This window comes from Paraburkholderia sp. AV2 (assembly GCF_054968425.1).
Window position 1 is genome coordinate 39,752 of record NZ_JBANLK010000008.1, and the last position, 23,531, is coordinate 63,282.

Annotated in this window: 18 protein-coding genes; 10 read left to right on the plus strand and 8 right to left on the minus strand. The window is 66.2% G+C overall.

The window, feature by feature from the left end; all coding sequences use genetic code 11:
- Window positions 1-15: 15 nt before the first annotated feature.
- Entirely contained in the window at window positions 16-675 is a 660-nt protein-coding gene (locus V8683_RS08385; protein ID WP_411188577.1) for a TetR family transcriptional regulator, read from the minus strand.
- 424 nt (window positions 676-1,099) lie between these two features.
- Here V8683_RS08385 and V8683_RS08390 point away from each other — a divergent pair, with 424 nt between their 5' ends.
- The 3 genes from V8683_RS08390 to V8683_RS08400 are packed head-to-tail and all read left to right on the plus strand — an operon-like array spanning window position 1,100 to window position 7,184.
- A complete protein-coding gene (locus V8683_RS08390) occupies window positions 1,100-2,377 on the plus strand; it encodes an efflux RND transporter periplasmic adaptor subunit (RefSeq protein WP_411188578.1) in 1,278 nt (425 codons plus the stop codon).
- A 15-nt stretch (window positions 2,378-2,392) separates the two neighbouring features.
- Window positions 2,393-5,647: an efflux RND transporter permease subunit gene (locus V8683_RS08395; protein ID WP_411188579.1), complete on the plus strand. Its 3,255-nt coding sequence runs from the start codon at window positions 2,393-2,395 to the stop codon at window positions 5,645-5,647.
- Between the two features lies 1 nt (window position 5,648).
- Entirely contained in the window at window positions 5,649-7,184 is a 1,536-nt protein-coding gene (locus tag V8683_RS08400) for an efflux transporter outer membrane subunit (RefSeq protein ID WP_411188580.1), read from the plus strand.
- 200 nt (window positions 7,185-7,384) lie between these two features.
- Here the strand turns inward: V8683_RS08400 and V8683_RS08405 are convergent, their stop codons facing one another.
- Window positions 7,385-8,821 (minus strand): nucleobase:cation symporter-2 family protein, encoded by a 1,437-nt coding sequence (locus V8683_RS08405; protein WP_411188581.1) that lies wholly within the window; start codon window positions 8,819-8,821, stop codon window positions 7,385-7,387.
- A gap of 538 nt (window positions 8,822-9,359) precedes the next feature.
- On the opposite strand from V8683_RS08405, the gene V8683_RS08410 reads away from it, so the two are divergent.
- Window positions 9,360-10,796 (plus strand): xylulokinase, encoded by a 1,437-nt coding sequence (locus V8683_RS08410; RefSeq protein WP_411188582.1) that lies wholly within the window; start codon window positions 9,360-9,362, stop codon window positions 10,794-10,796.
- A 330-nt stretch (window positions 10,797-11,126) separates the two neighbouring features.
- On the opposite strand, the gene V8683_RS08415 is transcribed toward V8683_RS08410, so the two are convergent.
- From V8683_RS08415 to V8683_RS08430, 4 genes are all read right to left on the minus strand, one after another.
- Window positions 11,127-11,456 carry a hypothetical protein gene (locus V8683_RS08415; RefSeq protein WP_411188583.1) on the minus strand — a complete coding sequence of 110 codons (330 nt, stop codon included), beginning with the start codon at window positions 11,454-11,456 and terminating at the stop codon, window positions 11,127-11,129.
- A 322-nt stretch (window positions 11,457-11,778) separates the two neighbouring features.
- Window positions 11,779-12,561: a metal ABC transporter permease gene (locus V8683_RS08420; RefSeq protein ID WP_411188584.1), complete on the minus strand. Its 783-nt coding sequence runs from the start codon at window positions 12,559-12,561 to the stop codon at window positions 11,779-11,781.
- Window positions 12,554-13,507 (minus strand): ABC transporter ATP-binding protein, encoded by a 954-nt coding sequence (locus tag V8683_RS08425; protein ID WP_411188585.1) that lies wholly within the window; start codon window positions 13,505-13,507, stop codon window positions 12,554-12,556. Before V8683_RS08425 ends, V8683_RS08420 begins: the two co-directional genes overlap by 8 nt.
- 35 nt (window positions 13,508-13,542) lie before the next feature.
- Window positions 13,543-14,427, minus strand: a complete 885-nt coding sequence (locus tag V8683_RS08430; protein WP_411190500.1) for a metal ABC transporter solute-binding protein — start codon at window positions 14,425-14,427, stop codon at window positions 13,543-13,545.
- A 403-nt stretch (window positions 14,428-14,830) separates the two neighbouring features.
- Between V8683_RS08430 and V8683_RS08435 the strand changes: the two genes are divergently transcribed.
- The 6 genes from V8683_RS08435 to V8683_RS08460 all read left to right on the plus strand — a co-directional run bounded on the left by V8683_RS08435 (window position 14,831) and on the right by V8683_RS08460 (window position 20,871).
- On the plus strand, window positions 14,831-15,634 hold the full coding sequence (locus V8683_RS08435; RefSeq protein WP_411188586.1) for an L-iditol 2-dehydrogenase: 804 nt from the start codon (window positions 14,831-14,833) through the stop codon (window positions 15,632-15,634).
- 71 nt (window positions 15,635-15,705) lie between these two features.
- Window positions 15,706-17,031 (plus strand): ABC transporter substrate-binding protein, encoded by a 1,326-nt coding sequence (locus tag V8683_RS08440; protein WP_411188587.1) that lies wholly within the window; start codon window positions 15,706-15,708, stop codon window positions 17,029-17,031.
- 149 nt (window positions 17,032-17,180) lie between these two features.
- Complete coding sequence (locus tag V8683_RS08445) at window positions 17,181-18,122, plus strand: carbohydrate ABC transporter permease (RefSeq protein WP_411188588.1); 942 nt, start codon at window positions 17,181-17,183, stop codon at window positions 18,120-18,122.
- The gene (locus V8683_RS08450) at window positions 18,119-18,991 is read left to right on the plus strand and encodes a carbohydrate ABC transporter permease (protein ID WP_411188589.1); all 873 of its coding nucleotides are present in this window, start codon (window positions 18,119-18,121) and stop codon (window positions 18,989-18,991) included. Before V8683_RS08445 ends, V8683_RS08450 begins: the two co-directional genes overlap by 4 nt.
- The gene (locus V8683_RS08455; protein ID WP_411188590.1) at window positions 18,988-19,671 is read left to right on the plus strand and encodes an HAD family hydrolase; all 684 of its coding nucleotides are present in this window, start codon (window positions 18,988-18,990) and stop codon (window positions 19,669-19,671) included. The genes V8683_RS08450 and V8683_RS08455 overlap by 4 nt, the downstream gene beginning before the upstream one ends.
- Window positions 19,672-19,761: 90 nt before the next feature.
- The gene (locus V8683_RS08460) at window positions 19,762-20,871 is read left to right on the plus strand and encodes an ABC transporter ATP-binding protein (RefSeq protein WP_411188591.1); all 1,110 of its coding nucleotides are present in this window, start codon (window positions 19,762-19,764) and stop codon (window positions 20,869-20,871) included.
- Between the two features lie 137 nt (window positions 20,872-21,008).
- Here the strand turns inward: V8683_RS08460 and V8683_RS08465 are convergent, their stop codons facing one another.
- On the minus strand, window positions 21,009-21,956 hold the full coding sequence (locus V8683_RS08465; protein WP_411188592.1) for a sugar-binding transcriptional regulator: 948 nt from the start codon (window positions 21,954-21,956) through the stop codon (window positions 21,009-21,011).
- A gap of 63 nt (window positions 21,957-22,019) precedes the next feature.
- The gene (gene xylB / locus V8683_RS08470; RefSeq protein WP_411188593.1) at window positions 22,020-23,501 is read right to left on the minus strand and encodes a xylulokinase; all 1,482 of its coding nucleotides are present in this window, start codon (window positions 23,499-23,501) and stop codon (window positions 22,020-22,022) included.
- Window positions 23,502-23,531: the final 30 nt, after the last annotated feature.

Here is a 23,531-nt window from a genome sequence, read left to right on the forward strand (position 1 = left end):
AACCCGTTCGGCCGCTCAGTCCGCTGCGCCGGGCGCTCCCGCGCCCATGCGCAGCGCCGGGCTATAGCGCAGCATGTCGAGCATCCCCTCCACATGCCGCTGCGCGTAGGTGGCGACGTCGAACACGTCGGGCAGGATCGCCATGTCGTGCAGCATGCCCGTGATGAACGAGTGCAGCAGGCGCGCGCCGCGCGCCGCATCGAGATCCGCCGGCAACTGGCCTTTGGACATCGCGTTGCGCAGACCCTCGTCGATCCGCGCGAGCCCTTCGCGCATGTTGGACTGGTGACGCGCCATCACCGGTCCCATCTCCTCCACGAACTCGCACTTCATAAACAGGATTTCGAACACGCGGCGGCGCCGGGCGTCCGTCGCCGTGTCGCGCAGGCACGTCACGCACAGGTCGCGAATGCGCCCGAGCGGATCCGGTTCGGAGGGATCGACCGTGGCGGCTTTGAGTTCGTCGAGCGGCAGCAATACGCGGTCGAACATGGCCGTGAACACGTCTCCCTTGTTCTCGAAGTGCCAGTAGATCGCGCCGCGCGTAACGCCGGCGGCCTGGGCGATATCGGCGAGGGATGTGCGCGAGACGCCCTTCTCGAAGAAGACGTGCTCGGCGGCGTCGAGGATCCGGTTGCGCGTCTCCTGCGCTTCCTCTTTCGTGCGTCGGGCCATGGTTCTGCGTGTTGTATGAATAACGAGGGTGTGGGGTTTTTGTAAGCGACTACCGAAATATCTGCTGCGCCTGGAATCTGGGACGCGCAGATTGCCCTGGAGATAGCCGTCAGGAATGACGTTTCGTTCTTAAACATTCGTTCGCGAATGTATCTATAATAGCACCCCACCACCTGGTATCTGATTGGTGAATGTCCGGTTACTATCCGTCACTGGCCCGCGTGGCCGTAGAAACCCCAATGCGCGATGCCGTCGTCAAGGCGGCGCCGCAAAACAGCCAGGACGGATGCGCTGGCCGGAACTGCGCCTCGAAGAAGTCAAGGTTATCCGTCAGGTATTGCCAGATGCTGGCGTGCGTTGCCGTCCCGCCCTCAGTGGGGCGCCGCATGCTCTTTTTTTGTCAGCTATAGACAGAGGTCGCTCCATGCGCGTCGAACGGGTTCCATTCCACCTGATCAGTATCGCGACGGCTGCCGTCGTGCTCGCAGCGTGCGGGCAACAGCAGTCGGCGCCGCAGCAGCAAACGCCCGAAGTGGGCGTCGTGACGGTCCAGCCGACCGCCGTGCCGGTCGTCACCGAACTGCCGGGCCGCACCAACGCCTTCCTCGTCGCGCAGGTGCGCGCGCGGGTCGACGGGATCGTGCTGCGCCGCGAATTCACCGAAGGCGCCATCGTCAAGGCCGGTCAGCGGCTCTACAAGATCGACCCGGCGCCCTACATCGCCGCGCTGAACAGCGCGAAGGCCACGCTCGCCAAGGCGCAGGCCAATCTCGTCACGCAGAACGCGCTCGTGGCGCGCTACAAGGTGCTCGTTGCCGCGAACGCCGTGTCGAAGCAGGACTACGACAACGCCGTCGCGGCCCAGGGCCAGGCGCAGGCGGACGTCGACGCCGGTAAGGCCTCCGTCGATACCGCGCAGATCAACCTCGGCTATACGGATGTCATCTCGCCCGTCACGGGCCAGGTCGGGATTTCGCAGGTCACGCCGGGCGCCTACGTGCAGGCGAGCCAGGCCACGCTGATGTCCACCGTGCAGCAGCTCGATCCCATGTACGTCGACCTCACGCAGTCGAGTCTCGACGGCCTCAAACTGCGCCGCGACGTCCAGGAAGGGCGCCTGAAGACGAGCGGCCCGAATGCCGCCAAGGTCACGCTCGTGCTGGAAGACGGCCGCAGCTACAAGGAGCAGGGCAAGCTGCAGTTCACCGACGTGACGGTCGACCAGACCACGGGCTCGGTGACGGTCCGCGCGCTGTTCCCGAATCCCGACCGCGTGCTGCTGCCGGGCATGTTCGTGCGCGCGCGTATCGAGGAAGGCGTGAACGACAGCGCGTACCTCGTGCCGCAGATCGGCGTGCAGCACGACCAGAAGGGCCAGGCGTCGGTGTTGGTCGTCGACAGTGCCAACAAGGTCGAATCGCACGTCATCCAGACTTCGGGCACGCAGGGCCAGGACTGGATCGTCGACAGCGGCCTGAATCCGGGTGACCGCGTGATCGTGCAGGGTACCGAGAAAGTGCGCCCGGGCGCGACCGTGAAGGCCGTCGACGCGCAATTGCCGCCGCCGCCCCCGCCGGGCGCGCCTTCGGCGGACATGACGACGTCCGCCGCGAGCACTGCGGGTGGCGCCGCCTCGGGTGCGCAGGCAGGGCACGCACAAGCGGCGGCGTCCGCCGCGCCTGCCGCCTCCGCCGCGCAATAACAGGGAGCCTGCTTCATGGCAAAGTTTTTTATCGATCGCCCGATTTTTGCGTGGGTGATCGCCATCATCCTGATGCTGGCGGGCGTGGCCTCGGTGTTCACGCTGCCGGTGGCGCAGTATCCGACCATTGCGCCGCCGGCCATCCAGATCACCGCGACCTACCCGGGCGCGTCCGCGAAGACGGTGGAAGACACGGTCACGCAGGTCATCGAGCAGCAGATGAGCGGTCTCGATCACCTGCTGTATCTCTCGTCCACCAGTGACGACTCGGGCACGGCCACGATCACGCTGACCTTCGCTGCGGGCACCAACCCGGACATTGCGCAGGTGCAGGTGCAGAACAAGCTGCAGCTCGCCACGCCGATCCTGCCGCAGGTGGTGCAGGAGCTCGGCATCAAGGTCACGAAGTCGAGCAGCAGCTTCCTGCTCGTGCTCGCGTTCGTGTCCGAAGACCACAGCATGTCGAAGTACGACCTCGCGAACTATGTGGCGTCGAACGTCGAAGATCCGGTCAGCCGGATCGACGGCGTGGGTATCGTCACGCTGTTCGGCTCGCAGTACGCGATGCGGATCTGGCTCGACCCGAACCGGCTGAACAACTACGGCTTGACGCCCGTCGACGTCAGCAATGCGATCGCCGCGCAGAACGTGCAGATCGCGGGCGGCCAGCTCGGCGGCACGCCTTCGGTGGCGGGGCAGTCGTTCCAGGCGACCATCACCGAATCGACGCTGCTGCACACGCCCGAGGAGTTCGGCAACATCCTGCTGAAGGTGAACCAGGACGGTTCGCGCGTGCTGCTGAAGGACGTGGCCCGCATCTCGCTCGGCGGCGAAAACTACAACTTCGACACGAAGTACAACGGTTCGCCGACCGCCGGTCTCGGCATTCAGCTCGCGACGGGGGCGAATGCGCTGCAAACGGCGAAGCTCGTGCGCGAAAAGGTCGACCAGCTCTCGAAGTACTTCCCGCATGGTCTCGTCGTGAAGTATCCGTACGACACGACGCCGTTCGTGCGCCTGTCGATCGAGGAAGTGATCAAGACGCTGCTGGAAGGCATCGTGCTCGTGTTCCTCGTGATGTATCTGTTCCTGCAGAACCTGCGCGCGACGCTGATTCCGACCATCGCGGTGCCGGTGGTGCTGCTCGGCACCTTCGCGATCATGGCGGCGGTGGGCTTCTCGATCAACACGCTCTCGATGTTCGGTCTCGTGCTGGCGATCGGCCTGCTCGTGGACGACGCGATCGTGGTCGTGGAGAACGTCGAGCGGGTGATGGTGGAGGAGGGGCTGTCACCGAAGGAGGCCACGAAGAAGGCGATGGGCCAGATCACCGGCGCACTCGTCGGCGTGGCGCTCGTGCTCTCCGCGGTGTTCGTGCCGGTGGCGTTCTCGGGCGGCTCGGTGGGCGCCATCTACCGGCAGTTCTCGCTGACGATCGTGGCCGCGATGGTGCTGTCCGTGATGGTCGCGCTGATTCTCACGCCGGCACTCTGCGCGACGATCCTCAAGCCGATTCCGCAGGGTCACCACGAAGAGAAGAAGGGCTTCTTCGGCTGGTTCAACCGGACCTTCGAAACGAGCCGCGACAAGTACCACAGCGGCGTGTACCACGTGATCAAGCGCTCGGGGCGCTGGCTCATCATCTATCTGGCGGTGATCGTCGCGGTGGGCATGCTGTTCGTGCGTCTGCCGAAGTCGTTCCTGCCCGATGAGGACCAGGGCACGATGTTCGTGCTCGTGCAGACGCCTTCCGGCTCGACGCAGGAAACCACGGAGCGCACGCTCGACAACATCGAGAACTACCTGCTCACCGACGAGAAGAGCATCGTCGAATCGGTGTTCACGGTGAACGGCTTCAGTTTCGCGGGCCGCGGCCAGAACGCGGGTCTCGTGTTCGTGAGGATGAAGGACTACAAGGAGCGCCAGCACGCGGACCAGAAGGTTCAGGCACTGGTGCGCCGCATGTTCGGCCGCTACGCGGGCTACAAGGACGCGCTGGTGATTCCGGTGAATCCGCCGTCGATTCCCGAGCTGGGCACGGCATCGGGCTTCGACTTCGAGCTGGAAGACCGCGGCGGTGTCGGTCACGAGAAGCTGATGGAAGCGCGCAACATGCTGCTCGGCATGGCGGCGCAGAACCCGACGCTCGCGCTCGTGCGCCCGAACGGCCTGAACGATACGCCGCAGTACAAGGTGGATATCGACCGCGAGAAGGCGAATGCGCTCGGCGTGACGGCGGCGGCCATCGACCAGACGTTCTCGATCGCGTGGGCGTCGTCGTACGTGAACAACTTCCTCGACACCGACGGCCGGATCAAGAAGGTGTACGTGATGGCCGACGCGCCGTTCCGCATGAACCCGTCGGACCTGAACATCTGGTACGTGCGCAACGGTGCGGGCGGGATGGTGCCGTTCAGCTCGTTCGCCACCGGCCAATGGACTTACGGCTCGCCGAAGCTCGAACGCTACAACGGTATTTCGTCGATCGAAATCCAGGGGCAGGCGGGCGCGGGCAAGTCGACGGGCCAGGCGATGACGGCCATGGAGCAGATCGCGGCGAAGCTGCCCGCGGGCGTCGGCTACGAATGGACCGGCCTGTCGTTCCAGGAAATCCAGTCGGGCTCGCAGGCGCCGATCCTCTACGGCATCTCGATCCTCGTCGTGTTCCTGTGTCTGGCGGCGCTGTATGAGAGCTGGTCGATCCCGTTCGCGGTCATCATGGTGGTGCCGCTGGGCGTGCTCGGCGCGCTGCTCGCGGTGACGCTGCGCGGACTGGAAAACGACGTGTTCTTCCAGGTGGGTCTGCTGACCACGGTGGGTCTTTCGGCGAAGAACGCGATTCTGATCGTGGAGTTCGCGCGCGACCTGCAGGCCGACGGCAAGATGGGGCCGATCGAGGCGGCGCTCGAAGCTTCGCGTCTGCGGCTGCGTCCGATCCTGATGACGTCGATGGCGTTCATTCTGGGCGTGTTGCCGCTCGCGATCAGCAACGGCGCGGGCTCGGCGAGCCAGCACGCCATCGGTACGGGCGTGATCGGCGGCATGATCACGGCTACGTTCCTCGCGATCTTCATGATCCCGATGTTCTTCGTCGTGATTCGCGCGAAGTTCGCGGGTGAGAAGGAAGATCCGGCCGCGGCGCTCGAGCACTATGAAGAGCACCATGCGCACGACCACGACGATGCGAACGGTGGTGGCCAGGGTGGAAACGCCGGCGGCAATGGTGGGCGCAGCGGTGGTGACAACGGCCCGGGCAAGGAAGGACACTGAGATGCAAAAACTATCCGCAATTGCAGTGGCCGCCGCAGTGGCCACCACCGTCCTCGCGGGCTGCACGATGGAGCCGTGGTATCACCGGCCCGAAGCACCGGTCACGCAGACTTTCCCCGAAGGCGGCGTCTACGCGACGCAGCCGGGGCAGCCTGGCGGCGTGCAGAACGGCCGCAGCGCCAACGGCTCGGCTGCCACCGACATCGGCTGGCGCGACTTCTTTACCGATCCGCGTTTGCAGGAGCTCGTCGATCTCGCGCTGAAGAACAACCGCGACCTGCGCGTTTCGGTGCTGAATGTCGAGGCGGCGCGCGCGCAGTACCGGATCACGCGTGCGCAGCTTCTGCCGACTCTCGATGCCGTCGGGTCGGACAATCGCCAACGCGTTCCCAAGGACTTCCAGTTCATCCCGCAAAATCCGTACAGCACGTACAACGTGGGCCTGCAGGCGTCCTGGGAAATCGATTTCTGGGGGCGTATCCGCAGCCTGAAGGACCAGGCGCTGGCGCAGTACCTTTCGACGGCGCAGGCGCGCAAGGCGGCGGAAATCTCGCTCGTTTCGCAGGTCGCGGACCAGTATCTGACGATGCTGGCGGATGACGAGTTGCTGAAGGTCACGCAGAACACGCTGAAGACGGCGCAGGATCAGTACACCATCACGAAGGCCCAGTTCGACAACGGGACGGGCACCGAACTCGATCTGCGCCAGGCGCAGACCGTGGTCGAGACCGCGCAGGCCAACCTGCAGGCGCAACTGCGCGCTCGCGCGCAGGCCGAGAACGCGCTCGTGCTGCTGATCGGCGAACCGCTGCCGGCCGACCTGCCGCCGGGGCTGCCGCTCAATTCGCAGAATCTGCTGACCGACATTCCCGCCGGGCTTCCATCCGACCTGCTTACGCGGCGTCCGGACATCATGGAGGCCGAGGAGACCCTGCTTGCCGCGAACGCGAACATCGGCGCGGCGCGCGCGGCGTTCTTCCCGCAGATCTCGCTGACGGGCTCCTTCGGCACGGAAAGCCTGTCTCTTGGCGATCTCTTCAAGGCGGGCACGGCGGCGTGGACCTTCGTACCGCAGATCACGATGCCGATCTTCACGGGCGGCCAGAATCTGGCGAACCTGGACTACGCGAACATCCAGAAGCGCATCGAGATCGCGAACTACGAGAAGGCGATCCAGTCGGCGTTCCGCGAGGTCGCGGACGGGCTTGCCGCGCGCGGCACCTACGATCAGCAGATCGCGGCGCTCGAGCGCGACACGTTCGCCAACCAGCGGAGCCTGGATCTTTCGGATCTGCGTTACAAGAATGGTGTGGACAGCTATCTTTCGGTGTTGACGGCCCAGACCAACCTGTACGCCGCGCAGCAGACGCTGATCCAGACGCAGCTTGCCCGGCAGACCAATCTGGTCGATCTGTACCGTGCGCTCGGCGGCGGCTGGATCGAGCATGCCGGCGAGACGCCGCGTGAGGCCGACGCGCCGGCCGATTACGGTGCGGCGAGCGCGCCGGCGGCCGCTTCGGCCGCAACGGCAGGGTGATCGTGCCCGGCATCGTCTAGCGATGCTTCTGCAGAGAACGCCACGGGAAACCGTGGCGTTTTTTTTCGCATAGGCCGCGAGCCTGAAGGGATGAAAAAGCGGGAATGAAAAAGCGGGAATAAAAAAAGCGCCACGGTCTCCCGTGGCGCCGAACCAGCAAAAGGTCACGGCCGGTGGGCCGTGACACCTCTCGCGTCAACTCAATGTGCTGCCGAACGCGGCATTTCGTGGCCCGGCGTCTGGCTTTGCGCGTCGTCTTGCGCGCTCGGGCTTTCGAGATCGTGGCCCGCGCGGCGGATATCGCGCTCGGCACCCTTTTCGCTCCTCACGCCGTTGAAGATCAGGTTGAGGACCACGGCCGAAACCGAGGCCAGCAGAATGCCGCTATGGAGAATCGGGGCGAGGGCGGGCGGCAGCTTCGCGAAGAAATGCGGCGACACCACCGGCACGAGGCCGAAACCCACGCTCACGGCGACGATGAAGAGGTTGTGCTGGTTCTTCACGAAGTCCACGCGGCCGAGCGCCTTGATGCCGTTCGCCGCCACCATGCCGAACATCACGATGCCCGCGCCGCCCAGCACGAAGGCCGGCACCGAGGCAACCATCTGCGCCATCTTCGGGAAGAGACCGAGCAGCACGAGGATCAGGCCGCCGGTCGCGCACACGAAGCGGCTCTTCACCCCCGTAATGCCGATCAAGCCGACGTTCTGCGAGAACGAGGTGTGCGGGAACGAGTTGAAGATGCCGCCGATCATCGTGCCGAGGCCGTCCACGCGCAGGCCGCGCACGAGCGTCTGCTGATCGACGGGACGATCGACCATGTCGCCCACGGCGAGAAACATGCCGGTGGATTCGATGAAGGTGACGAACATCACGATCACCATCGTCGCGATGGGCAGCACGTGGAAGACCGGCAGGCCGAAGTGGAATGGCATCGGAAAGCCGACCCAGTGCGCGTTCGCCACGCCGTCGAGGTTGACGCGGCCGAGCACGAGCGCGATGGCGAAACCCGCGACGATGCCGAGCAGCACCGAAATGTTCGAGATGAAGCCGCGCCCGAATTTGTTGATGAGCAGGATCAGCATCAGCACGAGCAGCGAGAGGCCGAGGTAGACGGGGTTACCGTAGTCGGGGTTGCCGACACCACCAGCGGCCCAGTTGATGCCCACCTCCATGAGCGACAGGCCGATCACCGTGATCACGGTGCCCACCACGACGGTCGGGAAGAACCGCAGCAGCTTGCCGATCAGCGGCGCGATGAGGATGCCGATCGCGCCCGCCGCGATCGTGGAGCCGAAGATGTCGAGGATGCCGAGCGAAGGATCGGTGCCGATCGCGATCATCGGGCCGACCGAGGCGAACGTGCAGCCCATGATGACAGGCAGGCGGATACCGAAGATCCAGAGGCCGAGCGTCTGGATCAGCGTGGCGATGCCGCAGGCGAACAGGTCGGCACTGATGAGGAAGGCGATCTGGTCTTTGGGCAGCCACAGTGCGCTGCCGATGATGAGCGGCACCGCAACCGCACCCGCGTACATCACGAGGACGTGCTGGATGCCGAGGGTGAGAAGCTGGCCGGTGGGCAGCCGCTCGTCGACCGGGTGGACCTGGGCCCTTTCGTTACCCTTGGGGTGCATGTGTCTCTCTCCGTTACTCTGGTTTGGAATATGGCCTCCAAGGTATGCGGAACGACAAGCCCCAACAAGACCACTGGAGACTATTTCCTGCTTTCCGGGGGTGATATGCCTGTGGCGCGTCCAATATGCGGGATAGCCCTGATGCCGGTGCGCGCGGGACGCATGGATTGTTCCGCGGGTGGGCGGGGCGCCGGACGCCGCGACGCACGCAAGCGCGCAAAATCCGTTGTTTCGGGCGCCAGGCCGGGCCGGCAGGGGTATCGACACCATCCCGGCACACGGATCGTTGCCGAAAAAGTCCCGGTGCGAAGATTGGGTGGCGCGCGGTCCGGCCGGTATGGAATATGGCCACAGCGCTATGAACCCTATTTCACTTTCCGCATGGAGGCGATTTTGCGGTGCGGCGCGACCCATCGGGTTAACCCGCGAACGGCCGATTTTGGCGTCGATTTTCGTGTCGTTCCGGGGCGTCGCGCGATGCAGCGCATGACCCCGCTATCATGGTCGCTTTCCGGTCTCTTCGACACACCTTTTCTCCATGAGTCACACGCACGCGCGCTTCCTCGGCATCGATCTCGGCACCGGTTCGCTGAAGGTTGCGATAGTCGATGAAGCCGGTATCGAACGCGCGGCGGCGAGCGCTGCTTACGCACTCGATACGCCGCAGCCCGGCTGGGCCGAAATTCCCGTTTCACGCTGGTGGGACGCGTTATGCGCGGCCTGCGCCCGCCTGCCCGCCGACGAGCGCGCGGCGGTGCGAGCCATCGGCTTTTCCGGGCAGATGCACGGCGTCGTGCTGACCGACGAAACGGGCCGCGCCCTGCGTCCCGCGATGCTGTGGCCCGATACGCGCGCGCATGCGCTACTCGATGCCTGGCCGGAGCCGCAGGACAATCCGGTTGCGCCCGGCATGGCAGGTCCGCTGCTGCGCTGGGTAATGCTGCACGAGGCAGGTATCGCGCACGGCGCGCGCTGGGCCTTGCAGCCGAAGGATTGGCTGCGTGTGGCGCTCGGCGGCGCACCGATTGCCGATCCGTCCGATGCGTGTGCGACTGCGCTCGCCACGCCAGACGGCACATGGGATGCCGCGCTGATCGAACGCCTCGGCTTGCCCGCGCGTTGGTTCGCGCCGCTCGCGGCATCGGGCGAGGCGAGCGGCGCGCTCTCTGCCGATGCCGCGCAGGCGCTGGGTCTCACCGCGGGCATCGCGCTCGCGGCAGGCGCGGGCGACACGCCGTGCGCCGCGCTTGGCAGCGGCCTTGCTCCCGAGGGCGACGCGCTGCTCACCACCGGCACGGGCGGCCAGATTCTCGTCACCGCGCGCCGCGAGCCGGCCGCGCGGCGCGGCCTGCATCGCTACCGTTCGGCGGATGGCGGCTGGTACACGATGGCGGCGATGCAGAACGTGGGTGTGGCGCTCGAAGCTGTGCGCGGCTGGCTGGCTTATGACTGGGCTCACGCGTATGAGGAAGCGTTCGGCGCAGCGCCTTCCCCGGCACTCGCCTTTCTGCCTTACCTGAGCGGCGAGCGCTCGCCATGGCTCGATCCGGCGGCGCGCGGCGGCTGGCTAGGTGCCGGGCTGGGCGACACGCGCGGCACGCTCATGCGCGCCGCGTTCGAAGGGGTGGCGTTCGCCCTACGTGCGGGGCTCGACGCGATACGCGAGAGCGGCACGCCCATCGTGAAGCTGAAGCTTGCGGGCGGCGGCTCGGTCGATGCGCGCTGGCGGCAACTGCTTGCCGATGCGCTCGACGTCGAACTCGACGCCATCGATTGCCCGAACGCCGCCGCGCGCGGCGCCGCGATGCTGGGCGGCCTCGCCTGCGGACACTGGCGCGAGACGGACCTCGCTGCACTCGCGCCTACGGCAACACGCGTGGCGTCGCCGGGCGGAGATGCGGCGCTTGCGCAGCGTTATGCGCGTTTTATCGATCTCTATGGCCGCACGCGGTCATGGTTTCCGGTAGCGCAGTGAACGGTGCCCGGTTCATAGCCTTCGTCCGTGCAGCTCACAAGCTTGAGGGCGCTCGCAAGCAGGCAGACTGCCAGTAGCAAAAAGAAAACGACATAGGGTGTTCTCATTTTTGTCACGCCCGGCTCATCGCCAATGGCCGGGAACCCAGCCGCCATAAGGCCCGTAGTGCCCCGGAACCCATACCGCCCCCGGTCCCGGCGCCGGCGCGACCACGCACCCCGGAAGGACAATGCTCAGCGCGATGCATAGAGCCAGGACTTTCAAACTGCGTTTCATATATCTCTCCCATTCCAGTTCTGCAAACGTGCGCGACAGAAGACAGGCACGGCTTCACCATCTCCGGTATCCGTAGGCGCGACCGTGCCAGCCTGGGTGCCATCCCCATCCCCTGTGCCAACCCCATCCGGCATGCCACCAGCCGATGCCCGGATGCCACCATCCCCAGCCCACGCCCACGTTGTAGCGCCACACGTAGCCGACCGCGGGCGCGACGCCCACCGGCGCAACATAGGCCACGCCGGGAGGCACCACCACGGCCGGGGGCGGGGCGACGACGACCGGAGGCGCAACCGGCACGGCGGGCGCCACGATCACCTGGGCGTGGGCGCTTGAGCAGCACACCGCGCCAGTCAGACACAGGGCTTTGAGCAAGGTATTCATGGCATTCAATCCTGGATTAAGGGATTCGGAGCGGGGCTCGCATCATCCTCAATAAAATAAGGAATCCGTAATATTTTCTTTGCCATTGCAAAAGACCTGGACGATCGAGTGACGCGCAATGAACGCAGTCAGACGCCGCAATCAGACGCGATGGGCTGCGCAACTATTTCTTGTTTGAACGTAGGCTGCGTTGCAGTCTGGTCGCGCCCCTTTTCGGATGAAAAGTAACAGTTTGTTTCGCAGCGCCCGCTATCGGGCCGAAAGCAAAGCGGCGTTGCACCTTGCAGTGCAACGCCGCTTTTTATCGCAACAGGGCGGGGTCTCAGCGCCGCCCGATCAGGCTCAAGCCGTAGATGAGCGCCGCGAGCGCCGTGATCCAGAAACTCGTGGGCCAGTCGGTGTAGAACGCGAGCGTCACGCCTAGCCACGCCTGCGCGAGCGCGAGCGCGGCGGCGAGCACGAGGCCGCTGGAGAGGCGTGTCGTGAGGTTCTGCGCGGCGGCGGCCGGTCCGACCATCAGGGTGAAGACGAGCAGCACGCCGACGATCTGCGTGCACGCGGCCACGGCCAGCGCCGCAATCGCGAGGAACAGCACCGAGACGAGCCGCAGCGACACGCCCTTGGCCTCTGCTAGCTCGGGCTGCAGCGAAGCGAACAGCAGCGGCCGCATGATCGCCCCGAGTGCGACGAGGCTCGCAGCAGCGAGCAACGCCAGCACGCCGAGCGTATCGCGGTTCACGCCGAGCACGTTGCCGAACAGCAGCGACGTGACCTGGGTGGCGTACGCCGTGAAGAAGTGCAGAAAGAGCAACCCGAAGCCCAGCGCGAGCGACAGGATCACGCCGATGGCGACATCGCGGCCCGCGAGCTTTTCGCCGAGCGCCCCCATCGAAATGCCGGCTGCAAGTGTAAAGCCCACCATGCCCCACATCGGCGAGACGCCGAGCAGCACGGCGCCCGTCGCGCCCGTGAAGCCGACGTGCGAGAGCGCGTGGCCCGCGAAGGTCTGTCCGCGCAGCACGAGGAAATAGCCCACCACGCCCGCGAGCACCGCGACGATGCCCGACGCCGCGAAGGCGTTCACCATGAAATCGTATTCAAGCATCGTGCGTGTGGCCGTGTGCGTTGCTGCCGTGGTTAGGGTCTTCTGCGTGCGCGTGGCCGTGGCTGTCGTCGTGTTCGTGCTCGTGATCGTGCTTTTCGACCTCGACGTCGCCCGACATCACGAAGATGCGCCCCTTCATGCGCATGACTTCGATGGGCGAACCATAGAGCCGCGAGAGCACGGGCCCGGTGATGACCTCGTCCACGCTGCCGAGCGCCGCGACGCCATTGCCGAGATACAGCACGCGGTCGAGCGCGTTGAGGAGCGGATTGAGCTCGTGTGCGGAGAACAGCACCGCGATGCCGAGTTCGCGTTGCACGCTGCGCACGAGTTCGACCACGCCGCGCTGATGGTTGGGATCGAGGCTGATGAGCGGCTCGTCGAGCAGCAGCAGCTTCGGGTCGCCGAGCAGGCACTGCGCGAGCAGCAGGCGCTGACGCTCGCCCCCCGAGAGTTCGGAGAGCGGGCGATTGGCGAGCTGGGTCGCGCCGACCAGTTCGAGCACGCGCGCGACGTCGGCGCGCGTGGCCGCATCGGTACGCGGCAGGCCCCAGCGGTGGCCGTCGGCGGCCATCGCGACGAAATCGCGCCCGCGCACGCGGCGGCTCGCGAGCGCGCTGCGCGTCTGCGGCATATAGCCGATCGACGCGTTGCCGCGCGCCACCGTCTCGCCGAGCACGCGGATCGCGCCGCCCGCGGCCGGCACGAGGCCGAGGATCGCGCGCATGAGCGTGGTCTTGCCCGCGCCGTTCGGCCCGAGCACGCCGATGAACTCGCCCTGGTTGATGGCGAAGTTGGCGTCGCGCAGGATCGTGCGCCCGCCAAGCTCGAGCGTCACGCCCGCGAGCGTGAGCACCGGCATCTCGTGCGGGCGCCGCAAACCTGGGGCGCCGTGCGGCGCCGCAGCATTATGGGGCGTATGGGGCGAGGGGCCTGCCATCGTCATCGGGTCATTCCTTGCTACCTTCTTCCTTGCCTGATTCAGGAGTGCGCCGAAGCCGCGAGCGCATGGTCGAGCGCGTCGAGCTGCGTGAGCATCCACTTCTGGAACGTCATGCCCGGCGGTTCCGTTTCGGTGACGCTCATCGACGGTACCTTCGACTGCTTCGCCAGCGCCAGCATGCGGCGCGTCAGCGCTTCGGTCGCCTGGCTGTTATAGATCAGCACGCGCACGCGCCGCTCGCGCAGGTCGCTTTCGAAGGCGGCGATATCGGAGGCGCTCGCTTCCGTATCGTTCATCGTCGCCATCTGGAAGCTCATGTTGCGCATCGCGAGTCCGATCGCATCCGACATATAACCGAACACGGGTTCCGTTGCCGTTACCGGCTGGCCCTGGTAGCGCGCGCGCAGCGCGGCGACCTTCGCGTCCAGCGGCTTGAGCGAGTCGAGGAACGTGGCCAGGTTCGCATCGTACACGCTCTTGTTCGCGGGGTCTGCGGTGTCGAGCGCCGCGCTCACGGCGCGCGCCACGGCCGGCATGGTCTGCGGGTCGTACCAGAGGTGCGGGTTGTCGCCGGCCTTCTTGCCGACGAGATCCGCCGCGACGATCGTCACGCGCTGGCCGCCTTGCGTGGCGCCGAGCAGCTTCGTCATCCACGGGTCGTAGTCGGCGCCGTTGTAGACCACGATGCGCGCGTGCTGGAGCGCGCGCGCCGTCTTCGGGCTCGCCTCGAAGAGGTGCGGGTCCTGGTCCGGGTTGCTCATGATGCTCGTGACGTCCACATGCGAGCCGCCGATCTGCTTGATCACGTCGCCGTAGAAGTTCTCGGCGGCGACCACGGGAATGGCGCTTTCGGCAGCGTGCGCGGCTTGGGCGAAGCCCAGCGCCGCAGTCAGCGTGGCGGCAAGGCGGGCGACGGTGCGCATGGACGTTGGTGCGAGACGGCGGGCGGCAAGCGCGCGCGCCGGGTTCAGCGAGATCATGGTTCTGTCCTTGGTGGAGTCAGGAACGGCGGATACACAGCAGTGGCGCCAGGGCGGCCCCGGCGTGGTCGAACTACGAAGGCGCAATGATATAACGTATCGAAAATACTGGCGAGTGAGGCCGCTGCCGGTTATGCCCGGGCTGAGCCCATGCCGCGCCCTGGCTTGCGCGCTGCACCATCGAAATCTCGTTAAATCGCGTTTGCCCGCCTTGACATGCCTCCCCGCGTGTCCGATCATTCGATCACCAACCGAGCAAATGCTCACACGTTGGGCGTTCGCTCACATGGCGGCGCCCGAGCGGTGGCAGGACAGCACCGCCAGGAACGATATGGGAGACAACCCTGTGGCACACACCGCGAATCCGGCGGCAGGACGTTTGCAGGACAAGGTGGCCGTGCTGACCGGCGCGGCGAGCGGCATAGGCGAAGCCGTCGCGCGCCGCTATCTGGAGGAGGGCGCGCGCTGCGTGCTCGTCGACGTGAAGCCCGCCGATGCCATCGCGCCGCGGCTTGCCGCCGAACACCCGGAGCGCGTGCACGCGCTCAGCGCCGATATCACGCGCCGCGAAGACATCGAGCGCGTCGTGTCCGAGGCGGTGACGCGTTTCAGCCGCATCGACATTCTTTTCAACAACGCGGCGCTCTTCGACATGCGCCCGCTGCTCGACGAATCCTGGGATGTCTACGACCGTCTCTTCGCCGTCAACGTAAAGGGCATGTTCTTCCTGATGCAGGCCGTCGCCCGCCGTATGGTGGAGCAGGGGCACGGCGGCAAGATCATCAACATGTCGTCGCAGGCGGGTCGCCGCGGCGAGGCGCTCGTTTCGCACTACTGCGCGACCAAGGCGGCCGTGCTGAGCTATACGCAGTCGGCGGCACTCGCGCTCGCGCCGCATCGCATCAACGTGAACGGCATCGCGCCGGGCGTCGTGGATACGCCGATGTGGGAACAGGTCGATGCACTTTTCGCGCGTTATGAAAACCGTCCGCTTGGCGAGAAGAAGCGCCTCGTGGGCGAAGCCGTGCCGCTCGGCCGCATGGGATTGCCGGACGATCTCACCGGCGCGGCGCTCTTTCTCGCGTCGGCGGATGCCGACTACATCACGGCGCAGACGCTCAACGTCGACGGCGGCAACTGGATGAGTTGAACACCCTGGCCGCATTTTCCGCTGCAGCACTCTATAACTTGACCAAGAACGTAACGAACAGGAGACAAGCCATGAAACCAGCCTTCAGGACCGCGTTGCGCATGTTCGGCGCGGGCGCTATCGCCGCCGCGGGCGCAAGCGCCGTCCACGCGCAGACCGTGACGATCGCGATGTTGAACAACCCGGACATGATCGAGCTGAAGAAGCTCTCGCCGGCCTTCGAAAAGGCCAATCCGGGCATCAAGCTGAACTGGGTGATCCTGGAAGAGAACGTGCTGCGCCAGCGCGCCACCACGGACATCACGACCAATAGCGGCCAGTTCGACGTGATGATGATCGGCACCTACGAGGCGCCGCAGTGGGGTAAGCGCGGCTGGATCGTGCCGATGACGAACCTGCCGGCGAGCTACGATCTCGACGACGTCGTGAAGACCGCGCGCGACGGCCTCTCGTACAACGGCACGCTTTATGCGCTGCCGTTCTACGTCGAAAGCTCGATGACGTATTACCGCAAGGACCTGTTCGCGGCGAAGGGCCTCACGATGCCCGAGCAACCGACCTACGACCAGATCAAGCAGTTTGCCGACAAGCTCACCGACAAGGCGAGCGGCACCTACGGCATCTGCCTGCGCGGCAAGGCGGGCTGGGGCGAGAACATGGCGTATGTGACCACGGTGGTCAATACGTTCGGCGGCCGCTGGTTCGACGAGAAGTGGCATGCGCAGCTCACCACGCCCGAATGGAAGAAGGCCGTGAGCTTCTATGTGGACCTGCTGAAGAACGACGGCCCTCCGGGAGCGAGCTCGAACGGCTTCAACGAGAACCTGACGCTGATGTCCTCGGGCAAGTGCGCGATGTGGATCGACGCCACGGTGGCCGCGGGCATCCTCTATAACAAGTCGCAGTCGCAGGTGGCCGACAAGATCGGCTTCGCGGCCGCGCCGACCGAAGTCACGCCGAACGGCTCGCACTGGCTGTGGTCGTGGGCGCTCGCGGTGCCGAAGTCGTCGAAGTCGCAGGACTCCGCGAAGAAGTTCATCGAATGGGCGACCTCGAAGGAGTACATCGACATGGTCGCGAAGGACGAAGGCTGGGCCTCGGTGCCGTCGGGCACGCGGACCTCGACCTATCAGCGTCCCGAGTACAAGGCGGCGGCGCCATTCTCCGAGTTCGTGCTGAAGGCGATCACGACGGCCGACCCGAACCATCCGACGGCCAAGCCGGTGCCGTACACGGGTGTCCAGTTCGTCGGGATTCCTGAGTTCCAGTCGTTCGGCACCGTGGTGGGCCAGAGCATTTCCGGCGCGCTTGCGGGACAGATGAGCGTCGATCAGGCGCTCGCAGCCGGCAACGCGGCGGCCGACCGCGCCGTCATGCAGGCCGGGTATCAGAAATAAGCGGAAACAAGCAGACGTAAGCTGAAGTCATGTAATCCCGACGCGCATGCCGCGCCGCCCGCCCCGCTCACCCGGGCGGCGCGGCCCGCGTCAAGAAGCGGCGCCGCGCTCCCCGCGCGGCGCGCAAAGCAGAAAGGGTGGTCACGATCATGCGTCATCTCCATCTCCCCATGCCAGTCCTCCATCGAGCCCGTAGTCCCCAGCCCCAGCAGACCGAGTCGCGCAAGTCTGCCTCGCGCTGGCTCGTATCGCCCTCCATTGCCGTGCTGCTGCTCTGGATGACGATTCCGCTCGCGATGACCATCTGGTACTCGTTCACGCGTTACAACCTGCTCAATCCCGATCTCAAGGGCTTCGCGGGCCTCGACAACTACAAGTTTCTCGCGACCGATCCGTCGTTCCTGCCGTCCATCGCTCATACGCTCGAATTGATCGTCGCGGTGCTGGTGATCACGGTGGTGGGCGGCGTGCTGATGGCTGTGCTGTTCGACCGCAAGTTCTACGGCCAGGGCGTGGCGCGCCTCTTCGCGATCGCGCCGTTCTTCGTGATGCCGACGGTTTCCGCGCTGATCTGGAAGAACATGATTCTCCACCCGGTGTACGGGCTCGTGGCCGTCGCGATGCGGGCCATGGGTCTCACGCCGATCGACTGGTTCGCCGTCTATCCACTCACCGCGGTCATCATGATCGTCGCGTGGCAGTGGCTGCCGTTCGCATTCCTGATCCTGTTTACGGCGATCCAGTCGCTGGACCAGGAGCAGAAGGAGGCCGCGAAGATCGACGGCGCCGGCGCGATCGCCCTGTTTTTCTATATCACGCTGCCGCACCTGCGCCGCGCGATCGCCGTGGTCGTGATGATGGAGACGATCTTCCTGCTGTCGATTTTCGCCGAGATCTATACGACAACGGGCGGCGGTCCCGGCAACGCGACCACCAACCTCACTTACCTGATCTACTCGATGGGCCTGCAGCAGTTCGACGTGGGTATCGCGTCCGCCGGCGGCATCCTCGCCGTGGTGCTCGCGAACATCGTGTCGTTCTTCCTCGTGCGCATGCTCGCGCGCAACCTCAAAGGGGAGTACGAAAAATGAGCCAGCTTGCCGCATCTCATGCACCCGAATCGCCGCATGCCGTCAACCGCTCGTCGCCGCTGCAGTTCATCGGCCGCGTGCTGCCCGGCGTGCTGGCGTGGATCATCGCGCTTGCGCTGTTCTTCCCGATCTTCTGGATGACCATCACGGCGTTCAAGACCGAGCAGCAGGCCTACGTGCCCTCGCTCTTCTTCATGCCGACGCTCGACAGCTTCCGCGAGGTCTTCGCGCGCAGCAACTACTTCGCGTTCGCGTGGAATTCGGTCCTGATCTCGGCGGGCGTGACGATCGTCTGCCTGATCTTCGCCGTGCCCGCCGCTTACTCGATGGCATTCTTCCCGACGCGGCGCACCCAGCAGGTCCTGCTGTGGATGCTGTCGACGAAGATGATGCCTTCCGTGGGCGTGCTCGTGCCGATCTATCTGCTGTGGAAGAACACCGGGCTGCTCGACACGGTGAGCGGTCTCGTGATCGTCTATTCGCTCATCAATCTGCCGATTGCGGTGTGGATGGCGTACACCTACTTCAACGAAATTCCCCGTGACATTCTCGAAGCGGGGCGCATGGACGGCGCGGCGACGTGGCAGGAGATCGTCTATCTGCTGATGCCGATGGCGGTGCCGGGCCTGGCCTCGACGGCGCTCCTGCTCGTGATTCTTTCGTGGAACGAAGCGTTCTGGAGCATCAACCTGTCGAGTTCGAACGCGGCGCCGCTGACCGTGTTCATCGCGTCGTATTCGAGCCCCGAGGGACTTTTCTGGGCGAAGCTTTCGGCGGCCTCGCTGCTGGCGGTGGCGCCGGTGCTGATCGTCGGCTGGCTCTCGCAGAAGCAGCTCGTGCGCGGGCTCACGTTCGGGGCCGTCAAATGACGGTTGCCGCCCTGATCTGCGATTGCGATGGCGTGCTGATCGACAGCGAAGCCGTGGCCGCGCGCGTGCTCGTACGCGAGCTCGAAGCGCGCTGGCCCGGCGCCGACGTCGCGCCGGTCCTGATGCCCTTGCTCGGCCAGCGCATCGAGCGCGTGCTCGCCGGCGTATGCGAGGCGTTCGGGTGCACGCTCACGGCGGCCGACGTCGCGGCGATTGGCGTAGTGGCCGAGCGCGAGGCCCAGGAGGCGCCGCTCTTTCCCGGCGTGGCCGCGGCGCTGGCCGCGGTGCCGCTCGTCAAGGCCTGTGCGAGCAACAGCTACACGGCCGTGGTGCGCGCGGTGCTCTTGCGCAACGGCCTCGACACCTTCTTCGGCGAGCGCGTGTATTGCGCCGACCAGGTCGCGAAGCCCAAGCCCGCGCCCGACGTCTATCTCGCGGCCGCGCACGGCGTGGGTGCGGCGCCTGCGGCGTGCCTCGTCGTCGAGGACAGCGTGGCGGGCGTGAGCGCGGCGCGCGCGGCCGGCATGACGGTGCTAGGCTTCGTCGGCGGCACGCATGTGGGCGAGACCCATGCGCTCGAACTGCGCGAAGCCGGCGCGGGCGAAATTTTCGACGACATGAGTACGCTGCCCGCGCGGGTGGCGTACTGGATGCAAAAGGCGCAGGCCGCGGCGCATTGAGCGACGCGCGGCCCGAGTGAGTGGTAAAGAACAGCAGTGGGCGTGCGCCGCCAGGCGCCGCCTCAATGAAGCGATGAACGGAGACACATCATGGCAAGCGTGATCCTGCGAAACGTGCTGAAGCGCTACGACGAGACCGAAGTGCTGCGCGACGTGAACCTCGACATTGGCGACGGCGAATTCGTCGTGTTCGTCGGCCCGAGCGGCTGCGGCAAGACTACGCTCATGCGGATGATCGCGGGTCTCGAAGACATCAGCGCGGGCGACCTCACGATCGACGGCACGCGCATGAACGACGTGCCGCCCGCCAAGCGCGGCATCGCGATGGTGTTCCAGTCGTATGCGCTCTATCCGCACATGACGCTTTACGACAACATGGCGTTTGGCCTCAAGCTCGCGGGCGCGAAGAAGCCCGAGATCGACGCGGCGGTGAAGAACGCCGCGAAGATCCTGCATATCGACCACCTGCTCGACCGCAAGCCGAAGCAGCTTTCGGGCGGCCAGCGGCAGCGCGTGGCGATTGGGCGCGCGATCACGCGCAAGCCGAAGGTGTTCCTGTTCGACGAACCGCTGTCGAACCTCGACGCCGCGCTGCGCGTGAAGATGCGCCTCGAATTCGCGCGTCTGCACGACGAGCTGAAGACGACGATGATCTACGTGACGCACGACCAGGTCGAGGCGATGACGCTGGCGGACAAGATCGTCGTGCTCTCGGCAGGGAACGTGGAGCAGGTTGGCAGTCCGAACCGTCTTTATCATGCGCCGGCCAACCGCTTCGTGGCGGGCTTCATCGGCTCGCCGAAGATGAACTTCCTCGACGGTGTCGTCCAGCAGGTGGCGGGCGACGGTATTCTGGTGCGCTACGAGACCGGCGAAACGCAAAAGGTGGCCGTCGAAGCGCGCGGCGCACGCGAGGGCGACAAGGTGACGGTAGGCATCCGCCCCGAGCATCTGCATGCAGGCGCGGGCGAATACGGCGTGAGTGCGAAGGCGATGGCGGTCGAATCGCTCGGCGACGCGGCCTATCTATACGCGGAGTCGGTGGTGGCGCCGGACGGGCTGATCGCGCGCATTCCGCCGCTGGAGCGGCACGAGCGTGGCGAAGCGATGAAGCTGGGCGCGACGCCCGACCATTGCCATCTGTTCGATGCGAACGGACAGGCGTTCGAGCGGCGCTTCGCGCAGGAACTGGCGGCCTGAGCCTTAGGTCCCGAGGCAAGCGATTCGGGTGCCGCCTCGCGGGCGGCGCCGTACCGTGTTTGACTGTGGTTGCGCTTCTTCGCCCGCTGCGTGCGGGCGTTTTTTCGCCGCGATTCGAGTCCCGCGGGCGGCGAGCGTCAGGCCTCCAGCGCCGCGCGCGCGCACGCCTCGTCGGTGACGAGCCCCGAGAGCCAGCCGCCCTTGAGCGCGGCGATGACCGCGTCGCGCTTGCGCGCGCCGCCCGCAAAGCCGATGGTCGGGCGTTTCGGCGGCGAATCGAGATGCAGGCTCGTCACGCGTCGTCCCGTTGCCGAATCGACGCGCTTGCCCGAGGCATTGATCGGCAGTCCGAGCATTTCGGCCACGGAGCCAAGCCGCATCAACTCGCGCACTTCGCTGGCCGTGATGAAGCCGTCCTCGTGCAGCGGGCAGTGCTCGCCGATATTGCCGATCCCGACGAACGCAACATCGGCTTCGCCCGATAGCGACTCGACGATGCGGTAGAGCCGGTGATTGCACCACTGCGCGCGCTCGGCCTCGTTGTCGGCGATGAGCGGCGCGGGCAGCAGGAAGTGCTTGCCGCCGGTCTTCTCGGAGATATGGAGCGCGACGTCGTAGCGGTTCGATGAGCCATCCTGAGCGATCGCGCCCACCATCGAGACGAGCCGGTGCTGCGGCCGTTCGAGCTGCGCGATCTGATCGACGGCGGCCTTGAGCGTGCGGCCGCTGCTCACCGCCACGACCATCGGCCGCTCTTCGGTGAGGTAGCGTTCCATCACCTGCGCGCCGGCCACGGCGAGCTTGCGGTCGATTTCCTCGGGTGTGTCGTTGTCGATGGGCACGATCTCGCACACCGAGAGGCCATAGCGTTTCGACAGCCGGTCCGCGAGCGCGAGACAGTCGGCAAGCTGGTGATCGACGCGCACGCGAATCAGGTTCTTCTCGACGGCGAACGCCACGAGGCGCTGAGCGACGGGCCGCGAGACCTGCAGCTTTTCCGCGATTTCATTCTGCGTGTTGCCCGCCACGTAGTAGAGCCACGCGGCGCGGGTAGCGAGATCGAGTTTTTCTGTGGACTTGGGCACGATGTTCTCAGGCGTCGGAGCAGGCGGGTAAACGCCGCCAGGGTCGGGACCGGATAGGTGAGCTCAGGCCAGCCGCTCGCGCGAGCGCTCGAAGAGCGGCCGCACGTGGCGATAGAGCGCGCGGTAGGACTCGAGCCGCTCGCGCAGCGCCGCGTGCCGCGCCGCATTCGGCGTGTATTCGGCGAGCACGGGCGGCTTGGTCAGCACCTCGTCCGGTCGGCCGCCCGCCGCGAGCCAGCCAAGCCGCGCCGCGCCGAGCGCCGCGCCCGTCTCGCCGCCGCCGTGCTGGCGCGTGGGCGTAGCGAATGCATCGGACACGAGCTGGGCCCAGTATGCGCTGCGCGCGCCGCCGCCGAGCATCGAAAGGGCACCCACCTCCGTGCCCGCCGCCGCGAGCGCGTCGAGGCCGTCGGTGAGCGCGAGCGTCACGCCTTCGAGCACCGCGTAGCCTAGCAGCGCGCGATCGGTCGCGTGCGTCATGCCGAAGAACACGCCTTGCGCGTAGGGGTCGTTGTGCGGCGTGCGCTCGCCCGAGAGATAGGGCAGAAAGAGCGGGGCTTCGCCGAGCGTGGCCGGCGCGAGTTTTTCGACTTCGGCCAGCAGCGTGGGCTCGTCCGTGCCGGTCAGCTTGCAGACCCAGCGCAGACAGCTCGCGGCCGAGAGCACGACGCTCATCTGGTGCCAGCGGTCGGGAATCGCATGGCAGAACGCGTGCACGGCCGATGCGGGATTCGGCCGGAAGCGGTCGCCTACCACGCACAGCACGCCCGAGGTGCCCAGTGAAACGAAGCCGTCGCCGGGCTGCGTTGCGCCGATGCCGATCGCACTCGTGGCGTTGTCGCCGCCGCCCGCCGCGACGATCACGTCGGCGCGCAGGCCGAATTCGCGCGCCACCTCGGGCAGCAGCGTGCCCGAGGGCGCGCTGCCCTCGGCGAGCGCGGGCATTTGCGCGCGCGTCATGTTGCAGGCGTCGAGGAGCGCGTCGGACCAATCGCGTTTCGCGACGTCGAGCCAGAGGGTGCCGGCCGCGTCGGACGGATCGGACACCTTGCCGCCCGTGAGGCGCAGGCGCAGATAATCCTTCGGCAGCAGCACGCAGGCCGTTTCGCGGAAGATCTGCGGTTCGTGGCGCGCGACCCAAAGCAGCTTCGGCGCGGTGAAGCCCGGCATGGCCAGATTGCCCGCGATGCGGTGAAGCTGCGGCGCATGCGCGGTCAGTTCGGCGCATTCGTCCACCGCACGCATGTCGTTCCAGAGGATCGCCGGGCGCAGCACGGTGTCGTGCTTGTCGAGCAGCACGGCGCCGTGCATCTGCCCCGAGAGGCCGATGCCGCGCACCTGTGCGAAGTCGGCGGGATGCTTCTCGCGCAGCGCGGCGAGCGCGAGGCGCGTGCCGTCCCACCAGTCGGCGGGATTCTGCTCGGCCCAGCGCGCATGGGGGCGCGAGACGACGAAGGGCGAGCCGGCGGTGCCGACCACGCGGCCATCGGGCGAAAGCAGCAGGACTTTTACTTCGGAGGTGCCGAGGTCGATGCCGAGATACATGGGCGCGCGTGATGTCGTGAAGAAGGATGC